The following is a 19,709-nucleotide window of genomic DNA, read 5'->3' as shown; positions in this document are numbered from 1 at the left end:
TAGGTGTTTTGCAAACAAAACACCCCACCACAAGCCAGAAAGGGTTCTAGTGGCACCTGCAACCAGCAAGAAGACCGTGACCGGCGACGCAACCGAAGAAACCGTCGCAAAAACCACCACCAAGACCACCCGCACCAAGAAGGCAACCACCAAAGCCGCAGCGGCAACCGAAGACACCACCGGCGCAACCGCCGAAACCGGTGCTGAAACCACTGCCGAAACTACTGCCGAAACCGAGGCAGACAAGCCCAAGCGCACCCGCAAAACCACCACCACCACCAAAACCGCAACCAAGCGCAAGACCGGTGGCCGCCGCAAAAAGAGCGACGACGAATTCGACCTCGGACTCGACGAAGAACTCGAAACCACCGACGGCGAAGACGAAACCGACGAAGAAGACGAAGAAACCGCAGCCAAAATAGAAGAAAAGAAGGCCGCAGAAGCAGTAGCAGCCAAGGGCTCCGGCTTCGTCCTCACCGCAAACGACGACGACGACGCACCCGCACAGCGCGTCGTCACCCCCGGCGCAACCGCCGACCCCGTCAAGGACTACCTCAAGCAAATCGGCAAAGTCTCCCTGCTCAACGCACAGCAGGAAGTCGACCTCGCCAAGCGCATCGAAGCAGGCCTCTACGCCGAACACAAGCTCGCTGAAAACCCCGACATGGACAAAGACCTCAAGAAAGCCCTGCGTTGGGTCGTCCACGACGGCAAGCGAGCCAAAAACCACCTGCTCGAAGCCAACCTGCGACTCGTAGTCTCCCTCGCCAAGCGCTACACCGGCCGCGGCATGCTCTTCCTCGACCTCATCCAGGAAGGCAACCTCGGCCTCATCCGCGCCGTCGAAAAGTTCGACTACTCCAAGGGCTTCAAGTTCTCCACCTACGCAACCTGGTGGATCCGCCAGGCCATCACCCGCGCAATGGCAGACCAGGCCCGCACCATCCGCATCCCCGTGCACATGGTAGAAGTCATCAACAAGCTCGCCCGCGTGCAGCGCCAGATGCTCCAGGACCTCGGCCGCGAACCCACCCCCGAAGAACTCGGCAAGGAACTCGACATGACCCCCGAAAAGGTCATCGAAGTCCAGAAGTACGGCCGCGAACCCATCTCCCTGCACACCCCCCTCGGTGAAGACGGCGACTCCGAATTCGGCGACCTCATCGAAGACTCCGAAGCAGTCGTCCCCGCAGACGCAGTGTCCTTCACCCTTCTGCAGGAACAGCTCCACTCCGTGCTCGACACCCTCTCCGAGCGTGAAGCCGGCGTGGTCGCAATGCGCTTCGGCATGACCGACGGTCAGCCCAAGACCCTCGACGAAATCGGCAAGGTCTACGGCGTGACCCGCGAACGCATCCGCCAGATTGAGTCGAAGACCATGTCGAAGCTCCGTCACCCCTCGCGTTCGCAGGTACTGCGCGACTACCTGGACTAGTACTCCGACTACCAACAACGGCGCACCGGTTCCCGCTCGCGGGGGAGTGCCCCCTCTGCGGCGCCGGGGCGCCTTGAGGACGGAGCCCCCGCTACGCATGTCCGTTGCGCCGTCAAAGTTCAGTTCCACAAGGGCTGAGTATGTCAAGTTGGCTTTGCGGGCGATGCACGTTATGCAGTTCCGTACAGTCGGCTCGCGGACGATGCTCGCGGGGGAGTGCCCCCTCTGCGGCGCCCCAATAAGTAAATGAGCCAGCCGCCTTGAGGATGGGGCCTCCGCTACGCATCGCCGCTGCGCCGGGTACTGCTACAGTCCCAGCTGGCGCAGATAGCGTTCCGCCACCGCCTCCACCTGATCCAAACCGCGCACACGCCCCAGCGCCTCTGACCAAGCATCAGCCTCATCGCCACCCACCGGGAAACCAGCCGCCGCCCACAACGCCGCCGTCATCGCACCCACCGAATCCGAATCCGAATCCACCGACACCGCACGGCACAACCCCTCAAACAGGGCACCACGCACCGTCGCATCATCAGCATCAGCCGGCAGACTCTTCACAGCATCCGCCGCGCACCAGAGAGCCACACCCAACAGCTCAGGCGCCGTCCAACCCGTACCAAAATGCTCCGCCACAGCCTCCGGCACCGGCACCGTACCGCCCTCCAGCAGCTCGACGGCACGACTCAGCGCCGCCGCCGTACGCGAAGCATCACCCGGAATCGAATCATCCGCCGCCACCGAACCACACCACGACAGCACACGCCGCGCCGCCTCTAACAATGCATCAAACGAGCCAGCCGGAGACGCCAACAAATCACGAACCAACAACGCATACGCCGCCGCCGAAGCCAACGCCTCCGGATGCCCATGCGTCAACGCCGCCGCACGCACCGCCAACAAAACCACCGTACGCTCCTGCGCTACCGGCAACACACCCAACGCCGCCGAACGCACCAACGCACCACTACCCAAAGCATCAGGATTCAACGACTTCGACACCAACTGCATCTCACCCGAACCCAACGCCCGCAACGTCGCCGCACCCGGACCACGACGAGCCGTCAACTCCGACGAACCATCAATCTCACGATCCAACGAAAACGGCGCAGACTCCGGCAGAACCTCACCAATACCGCGGAACCACCGCAAATACGCCAACCACAAACACGCCAACTCATCCGCCGCCGCGCCCTCATTATTCCACTCCAAAACCTCAGTCAAAGCGTCCAGCGTGAAACACGTCAGCTGCGTATCATCACTGACCAGCAGCTCACCAAACGCCGAATCCCACGGCTTAGGGGCACTCTCCGCAATCTGCTCAGCCGACAACAACTCCAACGGATAACCCAGCGCATCACCCAACGCAGACGCACGCAACAAACTGCGCACCCTGCCCGCAAACTCAGCCGAAACCTCAGGTGCACGTGTGAACTCAACAGAAGAAAAACTCATAGGGCGATTATCCCATGTGCGTTCAGGATGCGCGGGGGATGTATCGGACGGCTTCGTGCTCATGCTTGCGGGAGGGGAGATGTAGCAGGCGGCTTCGTGCTCATGCTCGCGGGGGAGTGCCCCCTCTTCAGCGCCTGGGGGCGCTTCGAGGACGGAGCCCCCGCTCCGCATGAGCACTTTCGCCGAGGATGGTTAGCTACTCGTCCTCACCGGGAATAGAGGGAGACTTAGACAGAAACGGCTTTGCACTCACGCTCGCGGGGGAGTGCCCCCTCTGCGGCGCTGGGGCGCCTTGAGGACGGAGCCCCCGCTCCGCATGAGCACCTACGCAGTGGTGGGTTCCGACCCCTGAATGACGAACTGCGAGGCGCAAAACATGACGCAGTGCCATACTGAAACCATGAAGATTCTGCACACCTCCGACTGGCACCTCGGCCGCACCTTCCACCGCAGCCCCCTCACCCGCGAACACCAGCAGTTCATCGACGAACTGCTCGAATACGTGCACGCCGAAGGCATCGATACTCTCCTCATCAGCGGCGACGTCTACGACAGCACCATCCCCACCGCCGAAAGCACCACCCTGCTCGACCAAGCACTCACCCGCCTCATGCGCGCCGGCGTGCGAGTCATCCTCAGCTCCGGCAACCACGACTCCTTCCGCCGCCTCAGCTACGGCGCCGCCTTCTTCGAAGCCTCCGGCGTGCACCTGCGCACCAGCCTCGAAGACGCTACCCGCCCCGTCGAACTCACCGACGGCACCTTGCGCGTACACGTCTACGCCATCCCCTACCTCGCGCCGCGCCTCCACGCCACCGCCCTCGGCGTAGACCCCACCCACCACGCCGTCCTCGGCGCCGTCACCGACGCCATCCGCGCCGACGCCGCAGAACGTCACGCCCGAGGCGAAGGTGCCGACCGCATCATCGTCATGAGCCACGCAACCGTCAGCGACACCACCGGCAGTGACATCGCCGCCAGCGCAGACACCACACCCCGCAGCGACTCCGAACGCGACATCAGCGTCGGCGGTATCGACTGGGTACCCGCCTCCCTCTTCGACGGCTTCGACTACGTAGCCCTCGGCCACATCCACAAGCGCTACCCCGTCACTCACACCATCCGCTACAGCGGCTCCCCGCTCGGCTTCTCATTCAGCGAAGAACACAACCGCAACGGTGCCTACCTCATCGAACTCAACCCCGGCGAAGAGCCCGCCATCAGCAGCCACGAATGGGCAACCCGCGTACACATGAAAACCCTGCGCGGCACCATGGAGCAGCTACTCAACAGCCCCGAACACACCGACTACGAACACGGCTACTACTGCCGCATCGAACTCACCGACGAAACCCTACCCGTCGGCGCCGTCGACCGCCTGCGCAGCCGCTACGAAACCATCTCCCACTTCAGCTACCGCAGCACCCAACCCGCCGCCGAAAAACCCGTCGCCGTGCCCCTCACTCGCGACGCCGACCCCGTCGAAACCTTCGACCAATTCCACCAATACGTACGCAACCGCCCCCTCACCAGCGAAGAACGCGACGTCATCACCACCCTCAGCGACCACATCAAAAGCCACAAGGACAACGCATGATCCTGCACAGCCTCGAATTCGAAGCCTTCATGGCATACCCCAAGCGCCAAGAAATCAACTTCGACACCCTCAACAACGCCGGCGTATTCCTGCTCAACGGCCCCACCGGCGCCGGTAAAACCACCATCCTCGACGCCATCTGCTACGCCCTCTACGGCGAAACCAGCAGCGACCGCGAATCCGCCAAACTGCACTCCACCTACGCGGTGCACAGCGGCACCAAACCGCGCGTGCTACTCGACGTCACCCTCCACGGCAAGCGCCTGCGCATCGACCGCACCCCCGCCTACAACAAGCCCATCACCCGCGGCGCCCGCAAAGGCCAGATGCGCGAAGAAAGCGCCAAAGCAACCCTCGCCGAACTCGCATCCGGCGCCGACCCCACCGACGAAAAAGCCTGGACCCCCATCTCCAGCAGCGTCGCCGAAGTCAACCGCACCATCGCCGAACGCACCCACCTGACCAAAGAACAATTCCTCAAAGTCGTACTCCTGCCGCAGGGCCAGTTCGCGCAATTCCTCAAGTCCAAGCCCAAAGAACGTAAAGAACTGCTCAAAAAGATGTTCCCCGTCGAACACTACGAGCAGCTCTTCGCCGCACTCACCGAAGAAGCGAAAACCGCCCAGCAGGAAGTCGCCCAGGACGAAAACACCCAGCGCGGCTACCTTGAACGTGCCCGCGTAGAAATGCTCGCCCTGCAGGCGCTACTGGATGTTGCGGATCCGGACGCTGAAGATGCTGCAGGGGAGGGCTCCGCTACCGAAGACCCTGTGGAGGCGGAGACTTCCGAACAGCTCACCGCTGAGAGTGTCACCGCCGAAACCCTCGACGCATGGGTCGCCGGCGGAGTAGAACGCGCCCGCGAAACCTCAGCACGCGAAAAGCAGGAGCAGCAGCGCCTCACCGACGAAGCCGACCGGAACACCCGCCTGCTCGCCGAACGCGCCCAGCTGCAGGCCGACTGGCGCGAATACGAGCAGCTCTGCGAGCGCCGCACCCGCCTGACCGAACGCGCCGACGAACACAAGGCGCAGCGTGAAGAGCTGGCGCAGGCGCGTGCCGCCGCGCCCCTGCACGCACAGTACGCGCAGGTCCATGCCGAATCGCAGGCGCTCGCCGCCCGCCAGCAGGAGCAGGCGGCCTGTGCATCCGCGCTGGAGGAGAACGGCAACGCTCTGCTTGCGGCACTGCGCGATGAGAACATTTCGCCGGAGACCACCTTCCCTGAGGAGACCACCTTCGCCGCACTCCCTTCCCTCGAGCCCGCCGAGCAGGAAATCCAGCTCGAGGCGCTCCTTGACACCCTGCGCGCCCTGCAGAAGAAGGACGCGCAGCTCGCCGACGAGGAAGCCGCCGCAGCCGCCCTGCTGAAGCAGGCTAACTCCCTCGAACAGGACAAGTCGCGTGCCGAAAAGACGCTGAACGACCTCACCGCCCAAGCCGAGCAGCTCGCCGAAGAACTCGCCGGCTACAGCACCGCCGACGAGGAGCGTACCCTCGCCGCGCACCTGGTCACCGAGGCGCAGCAGAAGCACGATGCAGCCCAGCAGATGCAGCAGAAGCTGGATGCCGCCTCCGCCGCGGTTGCTGCGGCCCAGAAGCAGAGCAAGCGCACCGCCACCGCCGAGCAGAAGGCGCAGGAAAAGTGGCAGGCTTCGGCTCAGCAGGCGCTCGCCGCCACGGAGGAGTTCAAGAACCTGCAGGTGCTGCGCCTCGCCCAGGCCTCGTCTCTGCTGGCGCGTGAGCTCAAGGACGGCGAACCCTGCGCGGTCTGCGGTTCAGTGGAGCACCCCGCTCCGGCGCGGATTGCCGAGGGCGAGCAGCTGGTTGAGCGTGCCGACCTGGACGCCGCCAAGGAGCGTGAAGACAAGGCCCACAAGCAGGCGCGTACCCACGAACTGGCTAAGGACCGGGCAACCAAGGCACACCAGGAAGCTTCCGAGGCGCTTGCCGCCGCCCGCACCCAGTACGAGACCCTGGTGGCTCAGGGCGAGTGCGATGTTGAGCAGACTGCCGCCCAGCTGCAGCATGCGCAGACCCGCCTCGCGCAGGCTCAGTCGCGCGTGACCGCGCGTGACGGCGTGCAGGCGAAGGCTGAGCGGGTGCGGGTTGAGCTGCAGAAGGCTCAGGAGGCGCTACGCACCATCGAGGGCGCGGCGGTTGAGGCTCAGACTCGTCACCGTGACGCTGCGGCGCGCTGTGAGGCGGCTGCGGCGCAGTTGGCGCCTGCGCGTGCGGCGGTGGGTTTTGCGCAGCGTGTTGAGGCTGTGGAGGGCTACCGTGCGGCGCATCAGCGTCTTGCTCGTGCGGTGTTGCTGTTGGGGCAGGCGCGTGAGCGTCATGCTCTGGCGGCGGCGCAGGCTGAGCGTTTGCTGGCTGAGTCTTCGTTTGAGAGCGCCGAGCTGATTCATGCGGCGGTGCGCACCCCTGAGCGCGTCGACGCCCTGGAACAGGCTGTTGCCGCGTACGAGCTGGAGCATGCCCGCCTCCTTGAGGGCTTTGGCCGTGAGGCGATTGTTGCGGTGGCGGCTCGTGCCGCCGCTGGTGAGCAGGCGCCGGATGATCTGCAGGGTGTGCGTGAGCGGGTTGAGCAGCTGCGTGCGGCGGCGCACCGGTTGACTCTTCGTGAGGGTGAGCGGGAGAGCGTGTTGCGTTCTTTGCAGGCGCTGCGTGGCGAGTATGCGGCATTCCGTGCGCAGACGGCGCAGCGTTATGACCGTGCGCAGATGTTGGCGAACCTGGCGGCGGCTGCCCGCGGTGATACGCTGGGCGGTTATGAGCATCAGGTTGACCTGGTCAGCTATGTGCTGGGTGCCGAGTTCGAGCGGATTCTGCACTCGGCGTCGCTGCACCTGGACCGTATGAGTGAGGGCCGCTACGGCATGGTGTTTAGCGATCACCGTGCGAAGGGTAGCCGTTCCGGCGGTGGCCTGAACCTGGAGATTACTGACACCTGGACGGGCGAGCCGCGTGAGGCGTCGTCGCTGTCCGGCGGCGAGTCGTTCTTGGCGTCGCTGTCGTTGGCGTTAGGTCTGGCGGAGGTCGTACAGGCGAATAACGGCGGCATCGAGCTGGACACCCTGTTCATTGATGAGGGCTTCGGCACGTTGGACGCTGAAACTCTGGACATGGTGATGGGCACGATTGAATCTCTGCGTGATAGTGGCCGCACTATTGGCCTGATTTCGCATGTGGAGGAGATGAAGAACCGTATTCCCGCCCAGATTGTGGTTGAAAAGGGTCAGAACGGCTCGTCGGTGAGGGTAAACTCCTAGTAGGCATAAATTCGCTTCCGGGCTGCTGTTATGGCATGTCCGGCGGCTTATACGTGAAAGAGATGATGACCTCGACACCTCAGGACAGGGCACCGAATTCAACGTATCGTGTGGAACCTTCGGCTGATGCGCACACTAACGCATCCGCGCCGGAGGTTCCTCCGCGCACCATGAAGGTGGCACCCGCCTCCGATTCGCCGGATAAGTCGTGTGCTTCGGGCACGGGTATTCCAACGGTTCCGGGTACGTCCTTGACGGATGTGGTGCGCAGTAACGACCACGTGTTGCAGGAGTTGCCGCCGCGACCGGTTCCTACTGCGGATGAGGTTAATACGAACGCCTCGGTGCCGGATATTTTGCGTCAGCATTGGGCGTTGTTCCTGCGTAACGGTAAGGAGCAGCGTTACCATCTGCGCGGTGTGCTCCGTGATGAGGGCTTTGCCCGTAATGTGTTGACGATTCTGTTCCATATTCCGGCGGCTTCTTCGGCGTTTGCGCTGTATATTCTGTTGGCGAGCCACCTGGGTAGTGTGCATGATGGCGGCTATGCGGTGGCGGCGTTTGCTGGCGCGTATTCGGTGCAGATTATGCTCGGCCCGATGCTGGTGCGTGCCCTGGGTTTGAGGGCGTTGCTGGCGATTACGTCGGTGCTGAATATTGCTGCGGTGCTGAATATGCTGGTCATTGGTTGGCGTTTGACGGTTGACCCGAATAACGTGAGTACGACATACCATGCGCTCTCTTGCGTGGCGATGGGTTTTACGACTCCGCCGTGGACGCCGTTTGCGTTGGAGTCGCTGTACCGCCGCAACTATAAGTACAGTGATGTTCGCTTGTCGACAGCTGTTTCTTGGGGGACGACGGCGAACCTGTCGATGTACCCGCTGGCTGCTCTGCTGGTGCGGCTGGGCGATGCGTACCTCACCCCGAATCATGAGTATGCGGGCTTCTGGATCACGATGATTCTGGATGCGCTACTGTTCATTGTGGTTCTGGCCGCGCCGATGTGGCTGCCGGATATTTCGCGTATTCGCATGTCTCCGCCGAAGAATCTGGTCCGTCCGAATAAGCAGACGGTGGTGTTGATTCTTGGTCTGGTGCTGCTGGGTGCGTGTATGGGCGCGGTCGGTTCGGGTCTGCTGGGCTTCTCGCTGATTCACGGTTCGATGAACCTGTTCATGGCGATGGTTGCGACCGGTACCGGCGCGATGGTGCTTGTGTCTTTCCCCGTGGTTTTGGGTGCCCGTTCGGTGAACCCGTGGCATGGTTGGTTGGTGAGCGGCGTTCTGCTGATTATGGGTGCCCTGTATTTGCCGGCGAGTGATGATACGTCCACGATTTTCTATGCGTTGGTGCTGTGTGGTGCGGTGCTGGGTGTGGCGTTTGGCGGTCATGAGCTGTGGCTGAACCGTTCGCTCAAGCATATTCCTGATGCGCAGGCGAGCTTCTTTACCCGCTCGATGCTGGGCGTTGGCATGGCGTTGGGTAGCATGTGGGGCGGCTATATGGGCGATGCTCCGTATTACCGTAATGCGTTTATGGTCCCGGTGATTATTGCGACTCTGTATTTTGCGTTGGGTCATTTGTTTGGCTACCTGTGGCGTGAGGAGCATGAGGAGCAGCTGGCTCCTTGGGATCAGCTGGAACGTAATTAGCGCATGTTTAAAAGGCGGATGCCCCGCCACCTTCTGCAGGTGGTGGGGCATCCGCCTTTTGTGTACCGTGCTCGGTTTGTGGTGAGCCTCGGCGTGAGAACCTCAGTGTGAGAGCCTCAGCGTGAGGCTACCGGTTTAGTGACCGCGCTTGATCCATGCCGGAAGCTCGGGCGCCTCCAGACCGATGCCGGTGCTGTCGCCGTGGCCGGTGAGGACCGCGGTGGACTCGGGCAGGGTCAGCAGGCGGGTCGAGATCGACTCGATGATGGTGTCGAAGTCGCTGTAGGAGCGTCCGGTCGCACCGGGGCCGCCGTTGAAGAGGGTGTCGCCGGAGAAGACGACGCCTTCGCTGTTCTCCCAGCTGAGGGTGGGTGCGTAGAAGCACACGGAGCCGGGGGAGTGGCCGGGGGTGGCGAGGACGGTCAGCTCGGTGTCGCCGATGCGTAGCACGTCGCCGTCAGCGAGTTCGTGGTCGAAGTCCCAGGAGGGGTACACCATTTCCCAGAGCACACGGTCCGCGGGGTTCAGGTAGACGGGTGCGCCGAAGCGTTCTGCCGCCTCCTTAGCACTGCGGATGTGGTCGTCGTGGGCGTGGGTCAGCAGAATCTTCTCCACGGTGCGGCCTGCGATGGTGCGGGAGATCTTGTCGACGTCGTGGGCGGGGTCAATGATGATCACGGAGGAGTCATTGCCGATGATCCAGACGTTATTGTCGACGTCCCAGCAGCCGCCGTCCAGCGAGAAGGTGCCGGAGGTGACGACTCGTTCAATACGTTCGCTCACGCTACGGTCCTAGAGTTCCACGACCGAGCGCAGCACGCGGCCGGTCTTCATGGTTTCGAATGCTTCGTTGACGTCTTCGAGGCGGATGCGCTCGGAGACGAAGCTGTCCAGGTCGAGGCGGCCGAGCAGGTACTGGTCCACGAACTCGGGGAAGTCGCGGGAGGGCAGGGTGTCGCCGTACCATGCGCTCTTGATGGAGCCGCCGCGGCCGAAGACCTCATCCAGCGGGATGTCCCAGGTGGCGCCGGGTGCGGGCACGCCGACGAGGACGACGCGGCCTGCCAGGTCGCGTGCCTCGAATGCCTGCTTGAAGGTGGGGGCGACGCCGACAGCGTCAATGACGAGGTCTGCACCGAAGCCGCCGGTGAGTTCCTTGATAGCCTCAACGGGGTCGACCTTGGAGGAGTTCACGGTGTGGGTTGCGCCGTGCTCGCGTGCGCGTGCCAGCTTCTCTTCGTCGATGTCGACGGCGATGATGGTGGTTGCGCCACCGAGCTGTGCGCCTGCGATTGCTGCGGTGCCGACGCCGCCGCAGCCGATAACTGCGACGGACTCGCCGCGCTTGAGCTCACCGGTGTTCAGCACAGCGCCCAGACCTGCGGTAACGCCGCAACCGAGCAGGCCGATTGCTGCGTACTGTTCGGGGCTGATGTCAGCGGTGATCTTGGTGCACTGGCCGGCTGCGACGAGGGTCTTCTCCGCGAAGGAGCCGATACCCAGTGCGGGGGTGAGCTCGGTGCCGTCCTCGAGGGTCATCTTCTGGGTTGCGTTGTGGGTTGCGAAGCAGTACTGCGGCTGGCCCTTGCGGCATGCGCGGCATTCGCCGCAGACTGCACGCCAGTTGAGGATGACCAGGTCGCCGGGGGCGATGTCGGTGACGTCATCACCGACAGCCTCGACGATACCTGCGGACTCGTGGCCGAGCAGGTAGGGGAAGTCCTGGCCGACGCCGCCGGTGACGTAGTGGTGATCGGTCTGGCAGACACCGCAGGTGAGGACCTTGACGAGGGCTTCGCCCTTGCCGGGGTCGGGTACGTTGATGGTGGTGACGGTGACGGGTGCGTCCTGGGAGAGGGCTACGACAGCCTTAACCTTGTGCATGCTGCTCCTTTTGCTGGGCGCGGTTGAGCCTCAACCGCAGATAAAGGTTTTTTGATACGTTCCCATTATAAGAGCTAAGGCATACCTGATGCACCCCGGGGCTGAGCGTGAAGCCCCCAGGGGAATGTGACGTTTTATGACGTCGCCGCCTCCACCTCAGCGGCGAAGGCGAGCGCACCGCGTCGGAACGCGCCCGAGGTCAGGGCGTTCACATGGTCGCGGCCGGGCAGGGAGATGAAACGGTTGAGCGGATTGTCGTCACGAACCATGTCGTAGAGTTCCGCGCCGTCGGCGGCGATGGTATCCGCGTCACCGAGCACAACCGCAATGGGCGCGTGCGGATGCGCACCCGGGTGACCCGCCGGCAAATCCGGGGATCCGGCGCGCAGGGCGGGCACGTCGAAGAACGGGCCGAAGGGAATCCTCACGAACTTCAGCAGCGCGTCGGGTTGAATGGGGGAGTTGTCAATAATCGAGGTGAAGGAGGCAATCGCCTCGTCGGTGGAGTCTGCCGCCGGGGTTTCTGCACTCGCGGAGGCGCTGGTTCCCTCGTGCGCTTCGAGCATGGCGCGCAGGGTGATGAGGTGGTCGTGTAGGGGCAGGCCACCGAGGGTGAGGGAGGCGACCGCCTCCGGGTGGGTGAGGGCGAGCTCCCAGCCGACGCGGGCGCCGAAGGAGAAGCCGATAACGTGCGCGCGCGGCTGTAGCTCCACGTCGAGGTTGTTCTCCGTGGCGACGGCTCGCAGCAGCTGGGCAAGTGCGTTGGTGAGCAGGTGAATGGGGGTGAGGCGCTGACCCGTCGTATTGACAGAGGGCACCGAATCGAACGGGATTTCACTGCTCATAACCTGCGTATGGGCAGGCAGTTTGCAGTCAACCGTGAACTGTGGGTCTTTGAGGTATGTGTTCGTGTGGTAGGGCAGATTGACAGCTAGTACAGGGTATCCGGCGCGCAGATATTGGCGAATCCAGCCGGTGCCCCCGTAGAGCTGGTCACCGCGGGTGGCGAAGCCGTGAATCATGAGGGCGGGGATGCGGCTTTTGAGCTGCTGCGGCTGGTAGAGGGTGTACTCGAGGTCAGGGAGAGCAACGGCGGGCGCGGCGGCATTGGGCGCTTCAACACTGGGTGCATCAACACTGGACGCAGCGGCGTTGGGTACAGCAAAGGGCGCGGGAGAGAAATCTGCACTGGTCATATGTCTATCTTAGTGACCAGGGTTTCTGTCCCGCGCCCTTCACACGCATGGTGGGTGAGCGCTCGGCTGCCTCTTAGTTCTTCTTGGCCGCCTCGTTCGGGTTGTCGGTGCTCGGCTTATCGGCGCCTAGATTGTCGGCACCCAGGTCGAAAAATGTCTCCTGGGCCGGCTCGGCGGAAGATTTTGCCTCGGCAGATGAACTTGCTGCGGCGGAAGAGTCTGACTCGGCGGTCGCGCGTGCATCCGCCTTTGCCGAGGCTGCCTCCGAAGCCTGAGCCTCGGCGGTGTCAGTCCTCGCCTGCTGTTTCTTGCCGTTGTCGAGTCGTTCCTTGCCGTCGGCAATGAGGGTGCGAATCATGGTGGTGTTGGTGTCCACCGCCTTCTGCACGCGAGCGGCAATGGAGGGGCCCTTCGGCTTGGGGAGCATGCCCTGGCCTGCCGCCTGCTGCTGCAATTCGCGTCCGGCGGACATGAGGCGTTCCTGGCGTGCCTTCAGTGCACGCGATGCGGAGGTGCTGCGCGGCTGCACCTTCAGGTGGCCGTGGTCGTCATCGCCAGCGATAATCTGGCGCATGAGCATGATTTCGGCGTCCAGATGCGCGCCGAAGAGAAGCATATTGTTCATGATCCAGATGAACAGCAGCATCACAATCACACCACCGATCAGGCCGTAGGTGGCGTTGTACTTGCTGAAGTTGTTGGCGTAGAGGGTGAAGCCGAAACCGCCCAGGCCCATGCCGAAGAGGGCGAGCGCCGCACCGGGGGAGAGTTTCCACTGTTTGAAGCGGCGCACGTTCGGGGTGGCGGCGTAGAGTAGAGTGATCAGGGCGATTGCCATGAACAGAATCAGCACCCAGCGGCCGTTCAGCCAGATGAGCTTGATGAGCTCCATATCCACGGTTTCGGGTACATACCGACCGACCATGTCCAGGACGGTTACACCCAGCAGCATCATGAGCATCATGAGTACCACGAGGATGATAATCACGGTGGTGACGAAGACGTTCAGCGGCTTGAGAATCCAGCCGGGGCGGCCTTCACGCACGTTGTAGACCGTGTTGAGAGCTCGGCCGAAGGATCCGGTGTACCCAGAGGCGGACCAGAGTGCACTGAGGATACCGGTCAACAGCACCAGGCCTGCGCCATGGTCGCCTGTAATCTGCTTGATGGGGTCTTCCAGAATGGCGTACATCTGGGCGGGCGCGTTGTCCTTGAGGAAGGCGAGGATGACGGCGGCGCTTTCCTCACCGTGACCGAATACGCCCAGTAGGGAGACGATTGCCAGCAGGGCGGGGAAGATGGACAGCACGGTGAAGTAGGTGAGTGCTGCCGCCATGTCGGTGCCGCCGTTTGCGCCGAATTTGTAGATGGCACGGCGCAGAATGTAGAGGATGCTGCCCTTGGGGAAGTCGCGCAGCTTGACGCTGACGTACTTGGGGTCAGCGGGCTTCTGCTTGCGGGAGAAGAGTCCGCGGCGAGCTCCGGTGGATGCCTCGGGTGCCGAGGTCTCCGTGGAAGAGCCGGTGTGTGCAGCCAATGGGGCTCCTTGAACGAGTGGGGTGTACACAGTGGTGCGCCTATGAGCTTCAGCGTGTGGGCGCACAGAAGGGGCGAGGAGAACAATGAGCTGTCCTTCCCGCCCCTGCGGTGACATTATAGGGTTTTCTAACCCTCCCGCATTTTTCTGCGAGTGCAGATAGCTGACCTGTCGGTCAGTTAGAGAGGGTAACCGCCCCGAAAAGCCTCAAAAAGGCTTGTCAGCTAGGGTATAAAGCTACCTGCTGAGCCTAACTGAAAACTAGTTGTGAATACCCAGAACCTTAGCGGTGTGAGCCATCAGCTCATCAGCCAGGTCGTGGTTATCGTTGAGCTTCACGCCGTAACCGGGGATGAGCTCCTTCAGGCGAGGCTCCCAACCGGCAATCTTGGAGGGGAAGCACTTAGCCAGCAGGTTCAGCATAATCGGAGCCGCGGTGGAAGCACCGGGGGATGCACCCAGCAGAGCCGCGATGGAGCCGTCCGCTGCGGAGACAACCTCGGTACCGAACTGCAGGATGCCGCCCTTCTTCGCGTCCTTCTTCATAATCTGGACGCGCTGGCCAGCCTCGATGAGCTCCCACTCGCCGCCAACAGCCTCCGGGTAGTACTGGTACAGCGACTCCAGGCGTGCGTTCTTGTCCTTGACCAGCTCGGAGAGCAGGTACTTGACCAGGGAGAGGTTGTCGATGCCTGCGCGGGTCATCGGGTAGATGTTGTGCGGGCGCAGGGACAGCGGCAGGTCCAGCAGGGAGCCCTGCTTCAGGAAGTTGGTCTTGAAGCCAGCGTAGGGGCCGAACATGAGGGCGCGCTTGCCGTCCACGTAGCGGGTGTCCAGGTGCGGCACGGACATGGGAGGTGCGCCCACCGAAGCCTGACCGTACACCTTAGCGTTGTGCTGGTTTGCGGTTGCCTCGTGGGTGTTGCGCAGGAACAGACCGGAGACGGGGAAGCCGCCGTAGCCCTTACCCTCTTCAATGCCGGACTTCTGCAGCAGGTGCAGAGCGCCACCGCCGGCACCCAGGAAGACGAACTTCGCGTTGATGGTCAGCGGCTCTTCCTTGTTGATGCGGTTGATAGCGTCAACGGTCCAGGAGCCGTTGTATTCGCGGTTCAGGTTGGTGACCTGGTAGCCGTAGCGAACCTCAACACCCTTGGTCTGCAGGTAGTCAATCATCAGCTGGGTGAGGGCGCCGAAGTCAACGTCGGTACCTTCGGGGGACCAGGTCGCTGCGATCGGGTCGTTACCCTTGCGGCCGTTGACGGTCAGCGGTGCCCACTCGCCAATCTTCTCGCGCTCGGTGGAGAATTCCATGCGCTCGAAGAGCTTCTCCTTGCGGAAGGAATCGTAGCGTGCTGCCAGGTACTTGGAGTGGTCCTCACCGAAGACCAGGGACATGTGGGGGACCGGGTTAATGAAGTCTGCGTTGCCCAGAATCTTCTCTTCAACCAGGGATGCCCAGAACTGGCGGGAAATCTGGAACTGCTCGTTAATGTTCAGCGCCTTAGCTGCCGAGACGGTGCCGTCGGGGCCAGCGGGTGCGTAGTTGAGTTCGCACAGTGCCGAGTGGCCGGTACCTGCGTTGTTCCAGGGATTGGAGGATTCCTGAGCGGCCTTGTCGAGGCGTTCGAGCAGGATAATATTCCAGGTCGGTTCGAGTTCCTTGAGGAACACGCCGAGGGTGGCGCTCATGATGCCGCCGCCGACCAGGACGACGTCGGTTCGTTCAGTACGTGCTACCACTGAATTCTCCCTTAGGGGTGCGGGTGCCCGGCCTGGGCACAGTGAATGTGGGGTACATCATCTAGCCTACCCCTTTTAGTGGGGTTGGCATAGTCAGAATCCACAAAACGAGAGAGAGTGTTGCAGTTCATATCAATAAATCTCTTAGGGTCGAAAAGACCCGTAATCGCATGCATTTGCTACACCCGCCGGCAACAACCCGAAAGCAGCTCCAGAAATACCCGCCCACCCGCTCACCGAAAGCCCCACGAAAGCCCCAAACACGGCGAAAGGGGCGCACCCCAATCGGGATGCACCCCTTTCCGCAAAAGCTAAAAACGCAGGCTACGACTTGCGCAGCTTACCGAACAGCTCAATCGCATTCTGCTCCGTCTGATAGCCCTGAACCTCACGGCTCACCGCCACCTTCGACGTCACATTCAGCAACGGAACCGCCGGCATGAACTGACCCAGCTGAGACACAACCTTCGCATACAACTCGCGCTGCGAATCCACCGAATCGGCAGAATCCGCGGTACGAATCGCCTCCAAAATCTCCGTAAAACGAGGCGACGGCGCAACCGCCACAGCAGTAGGCTGCGGCGAAGGCGACGCCGACGGGCTCGGCGAAGCAGAAGCCGAAGCCTCCTCCTCAGGCGTCAACGGGTCCGGCGAATAACTCGGCTGCGGGCTCGGAGTTGCAGAAATCCGCACATTCGAATTCGCACCACCCGACGACGGCACATCAGAACTCTTCTTCGTCAAACCAGTCGTCATATCCGACGGCGCATTCGCAATCAACGAACGCACCTGATGCTCAGCAATCAGCGGCGCCAACACCGGGCCAAAGAATGCGTACGGGTCACGGTACATGCCGTAGAAACCGGTCAGCGTAATACCGCGTTCAGAAGAAACCTCGCGGCTCTTCGGCAGATACTCAGCCCACGGCAGAGGCACCGGCTTAATATTCAAACCCACCTCAATCAGCGAAGCCACCATCTCCGAATACACCTTCTGAGGAGTATCCATCCACGGCAGAGAAACGTCAGCAGGGTAGTAGCACTCAATCACCTGATTGTCGTACCCAGCCGTCGCCAGCAGCGAGCGCGCCATATCCTGATTGCGGTCCGTGTAATCCTTCGCATCATCAGCCTTAATACGGAACGACGGCGAAATCAGCGTCTGCGCATCCGAGGTGCCCTGCGGATAATACTGACGTAGTGCACCGCGATCCACAGCATGCGAAATAGCGCGACGCACCGAAATATTCTTCAATACCGGATGCGCCGTATTCAAGCCCAAATACACCAGCGAGAACGGGTCACGGCCCGGCGTCTGATAACCATCACGCGCCAACTGACCCAGATCAGACGAATTCACCTGATCACACGCATCAATATGACCCTGCATCAGCGCAAAATAACGCTTATCCGACGAAGTGAGGGTCGAAATCTGAATCTCATCCAGCTCAGGTGCCTGACCGTCAAAATGAGTATTCTTCAGCAGACGCACCGTGCCGTCCTTGAAAGAATCCACAAGGAACGCACCCGTACCCACCGGGTTACCCGTCAACTTCTGATCAGAACCAAACAGCGACGGGTCAATAATGCCGAACGCCTGCTGCGTCAAGATACGCGGGAACGCCAACGAAGGACGCGACAGCGTCACCACCACAGAGTTGCCCTTCGCCACCACCGACGAAACCAGCGGCAAGAACGACTGCACCGCAGACGACTGAGCATCCGCCTTCTTGCTGGTCTTCTTATCATCCGGCTGAGTAGCAGCATGAGCGCTCGCAGAAGCCGATGCAGAAGCAGACGCGCTCGGGGTCGCAGCCTCAGAAGCAGTAGCAGACGGGGAGGCGCTCGCAGAAGCACTTGCAGAAACACTCGCGGTAGCCCCCGGGGTCGCCGCACCCGACGGCGACGCCTGAACCGGCGCAGGCTCCACCGCCGACGGATCAGAAGAACCCGGCTTCGGCACACCAAAACCCCACGCAAACAAAGGCTGAGCAGGCACCGCCAAAGCAGCAGTACCCTCACCCGTAGCCAACGCCTGCCACCTCTGGAAATTCTGCACCACAGCATCCGCAGTCAACGCAGCACCGTTACTAAAATGCGCCTCACGCAACACAAACGTATGCACCAAACGGTCATCAGAAACCGTCCACGCACTACACAAAGAATCCTGAACCTCAGGGTCACCCGTGTAATGATTCGCCACCAACAAAGTCTGCAAAACCTGCGCCGTCACCTGATATGTACTCGCCACAGGAAACAACGCCGGATCCAAACCCAACGGAGCAGCACCCTGCGCAAAACGGAACACACGACGCGCATCAGCAGACGACGCGCTCGCACTCGCCGAAGAACCAGCCGACGAACCAGCAGAAGACTGACCAGAACACGCAGAAAGCGCCAAACCAGCACTAAAAAGCGCGCCAAAACGCAAAACGGCGCGTCGACTCAAGCCACTCGAGCCAGCAGTGGCTCGCAGCAGCGCATCAGAATTGCCAACAGCTGACGATGCGTGAGGCTGATGCTGCACGGGAGGGTCCTCTCTTCCGTCGCGGATGCTTATCTCTCAGGATAGCGGTTCAACACCCATCCGGGCGAGACACCCCACCCGGGCAAGATACATACAAGAGGACCCGCCGCCACGACAACCGTGACGGCGGGTCCAATGTAAATGTGTGTGTGCGCGAGGGGGGACTTGAACCCCCACGCCATAAGGCACAGGAACCTAAATCCTGCGTGTCTGCCAATTTCACCACTCGCGCGTAGCGTCACCCCACATCCGAAGATGCATGCGTCTGAGGCAACAAAAAATTAGTGTACACCAGGAACCAAGGTTCTCCAAGCCTTAAAAGAAGCCCCCATAGGGCAAAAAGCCTGCAAACACGCCGAACAACAGCCCCTCAAGAAGCAGTAGAACAGCGATACGCAAACCCCAGAAAACGTGACCCTACTTCGGGTCAATACCCAAATCACGACGCAACTTCGCCACATGGCCAGTCGCACGCACATTGTACTGAGCCACAGAAATAACACCCTGCTCATCAATCACAAACGTCGAACGAATCAGGCCCTCATACACCTTGCCGTAATTCTTCTTCTCACCCCACGCACCATACGCCTCAGCCACCGCATGATCAGCATCAGACAGCAGCGGGAACGTCAACGACTCCTTCTCCACAAAACGAGCAATAGCCGCCGGCGAGTCCGGAGAAACACCCAACACCACGTAACCCAACGACTTCAACGACGCCAAATTATCGCGGAAATCGCACGCCTCCTTCGTGCAACCCGGAGTCGAAGCCTTCGGGTAGAAATACAAAATCACCTTGCTACCCGCATAATCGCTCAGGCTGTGCTCCACACCCGACGCGTCAGAAAGGGTAAAAGCAGGTGCCGGAGTACCCGGCTCAAGACGAACACTCATCAATAACTCCTCAAAACAACAAAAACTAGGGGAGGGGCGGATGCGCCCCACACCGTACCAAGGGCGGATGCGCCCCGTGCAATACACACAGTCTAGTGTCCCACACACCCCACCCAAACAATGTGTCCAGGCTCACCCTGAATCAACTTGCGCACACCATGAAAACTCGCGTATAGTATTTTTCTGTTGCAAGGGAAACCTTGAAAAACAAATAAGCGCCTCTAGCTCAATTGGCAGAGCAATTGACTCTTAATCAATGGGTTCTGGGTTCGAGTCCCAGGGGGCGCACTTCAAAGAAAATCCCGCTGATTCTTCGGAATCGGCGGGATTTTTGCGTTCCCTCTGAAAAAGATTTTGCTGGGCTTGAGGTATAGATATTTCTCCTTGCGCTGGTGTTCGATGCTTGGAAGACGGTATTCGCCCTCGTTCCTACAGGGGCGGGGTGGGTGGGTATCTCGCGTCTCCCAAGACTACGGGGTGCGCTACATGTTTCCTCCGCGCCTACGCAGGGGCAC

General features: G+C 61.4%; 12 protein-coding genes and 2 tRNA genes. 5 read left to right on the top strand and 9 right to left on the bottom strand.

Features of this window, described 5'->3' with window-relative positions; translation table 11 throughout:
• The first annotated feature begins 49 nt into the window (after positions 1-49).
• Complete coding sequence (locus HMPREF2971_RS08165; protein ID WP_049349549.1) at positions 50-1,435, top strand: RNA polymerase sigma factor; 1,386 nt, start codon at positions 50-52, stop codon at positions 1,433-1,435.
• A 306-nt stretch (positions 1,436-1,741) separates the two neighbouring features.
• Here HMPREF2971_RS08165 and HMPREF2971_RS08160 read toward each other — a convergent pair whose 3' ends face one another.
• Entirely contained in the window at positions 1,742-2,887 is a 1,146-nt protein-coding gene (locus HMPREF2971_RS08160) for an ADP-ribosylglycohydrolase family protein (RefSeq protein ID WP_070666267.1), read from the bottom strand.
• A gap of 376 nt (positions 2,888-3,263) precedes the next feature.
• Between HMPREF2971_RS08160 and HMPREF2971_RS08155 the strand changes: the two genes are divergently transcribed.
• From HMPREF2971_RS08155 to HMPREF2971_RS08145, 3 genes are all read left to right on the top strand, one after another.
• Positions 3,264-4,484 carry an exonuclease SbcCD subunit D gene (locus HMPREF2971_RS08155; protein ID WP_246825098.1) on the top strand — a complete coding sequence of 407 codons (1,221 nt, stop codon included), beginning with the start codon at positions 3,264-3,266 and terminating at the stop codon, positions 4,482-4,484.
• Positions 4,481-7,759, top strand: a complete 3,279-nt coding sequence (locus HMPREF2971_RS08150) for an AAA family ATPase (RefSeq protein ID WP_070692409.1) — start codon at positions 4,481-4,483, stop codon at positions 7,757-7,759. Before HMPREF2971_RS08155 ends, HMPREF2971_RS08150 begins: the two co-directional genes overlap by 4 nt.
• Positions 7,760-7,821: 62 nt before the next feature.
• Positions 7,822-9,414, top strand: a complete 1,593-nt coding sequence (locus HMPREF2971_RS08145) for an MFS transporter (RefSeq protein ID WP_246825096.1) — start codon at positions 7,822-7,824, stop codon at positions 9,412-9,414.
• 135 nt (positions 9,415-9,549) lie between these two features.
• Here the strand turns inward: HMPREF2971_RS08145 and HMPREF2971_RS08140 are convergent, their stop codons facing one another.
• The 8 genes from HMPREF2971_RS08140 to bcp form a co-directional block, all read right to left on the bottom strand.
• A complete protein-coding gene (locus HMPREF2971_RS08140; protein ID WP_070692406.1) occupies positions 9,550-10,197 on the bottom strand; it encodes an MBL fold metallo-hydrolase in 648 nt (215 codons plus the stop codon).
• 9 nt (positions 10,198-10,206) lie between these two features.
• On the bottom strand, positions 10,207-11,298 hold the full coding sequence (locus HMPREF2971_RS08135; protein WP_070543736.1) for an S-(hydroxymethyl)mycothiol dehydrogenase: 1,092 nt from the start codon (positions 11,296-11,298) through the stop codon (positions 10,207-10,209).
• A gap of 134 nt (positions 11,299-11,432) precedes the next feature.
• A complete protein-coding gene (locus tag HMPREF2971_RS08130; RefSeq protein ID WP_070692403.1) occupies positions 11,433-12,494 on the bottom strand; it encodes an alpha/beta fold hydrolase in 1,062 nt (353 codons plus the stop codon).
• Positions 12,495-12,567: 73 nt separating this feature from the next.
• The gene (locus tag HMPREF2971_RS08125; protein ID WP_246825095.1) at positions 12,568-14,031 is read right to left on the bottom strand and encodes a YihY/virulence factor BrkB family protein; all 1,464 of its coding nucleotides are present in this window, start codon (positions 14,029-14,031) and stop codon (positions 12,568-12,570) included.
• A gap of 261 nt (positions 14,032-14,292) precedes the next feature.
• Positions 14,293-15,774 carry a malate:quinone oxidoreductase gene (locus HMPREF2971_RS08120; protein WP_070692399.1) on the bottom strand — a complete coding sequence of 494 codons (1,482 nt, stop codon included), beginning with the start codon at positions 15,772-15,774 and terminating at the stop codon, positions 14,293-14,295.
• Between the two features lie 324 nt (positions 15,775-16,098).
• Entirely contained in the window at positions 16,099-18,300 is a 2,202-nt protein-coding gene (locus HMPREF2971_RS08115) for an ABC transporter substrate-binding protein (RefSeq protein WP_070692396.1), read from the bottom strand.
• Positions 18,301-18,450: 150 nt separating this feature from the next.
• Positions 18,451-18,532, bottom strand: a tRNA-Leu gene (locus HMPREF2971_RS08110).
• A 185-nt stretch (positions 18,533-18,717) separates the two neighbouring features.
• Entirely contained in the window at positions 18,718-19,194 is a 477-nt protein-coding gene (bcp, locus tag HMPREF2971_RS08105) for a thioredoxin-dependent thiol peroxidase (protein WP_049346478.1), read from the bottom strand.
• A 215-nt stretch (positions 19,195-19,409) separates the two neighbouring features.
• Here bcp and HMPREF2971_RS08100 point away from each other — a divergent pair.
• Positions 19,410-19,482: transfer RNA gene (locus tag HMPREF2971_RS08100), tRNA-Lys, on the top strand.
• The last annotated feature ends 227 nt before the right edge of the window (positions 19,483-19,709 follow it).

It is taken from the genome of Rothia sp. HMSC066G07, assembly GCF_001814485.1.
GTDB lineage: Bacteria > Actinomycetota > Actinomycetes > Actinomycetales > Micrococcaceae > Rothia.
The sequence above is the reverse complement of the archived record's forward strand: the minus strand, read 5'-3'. Positions and strand labels throughout refer to the sequence as shown.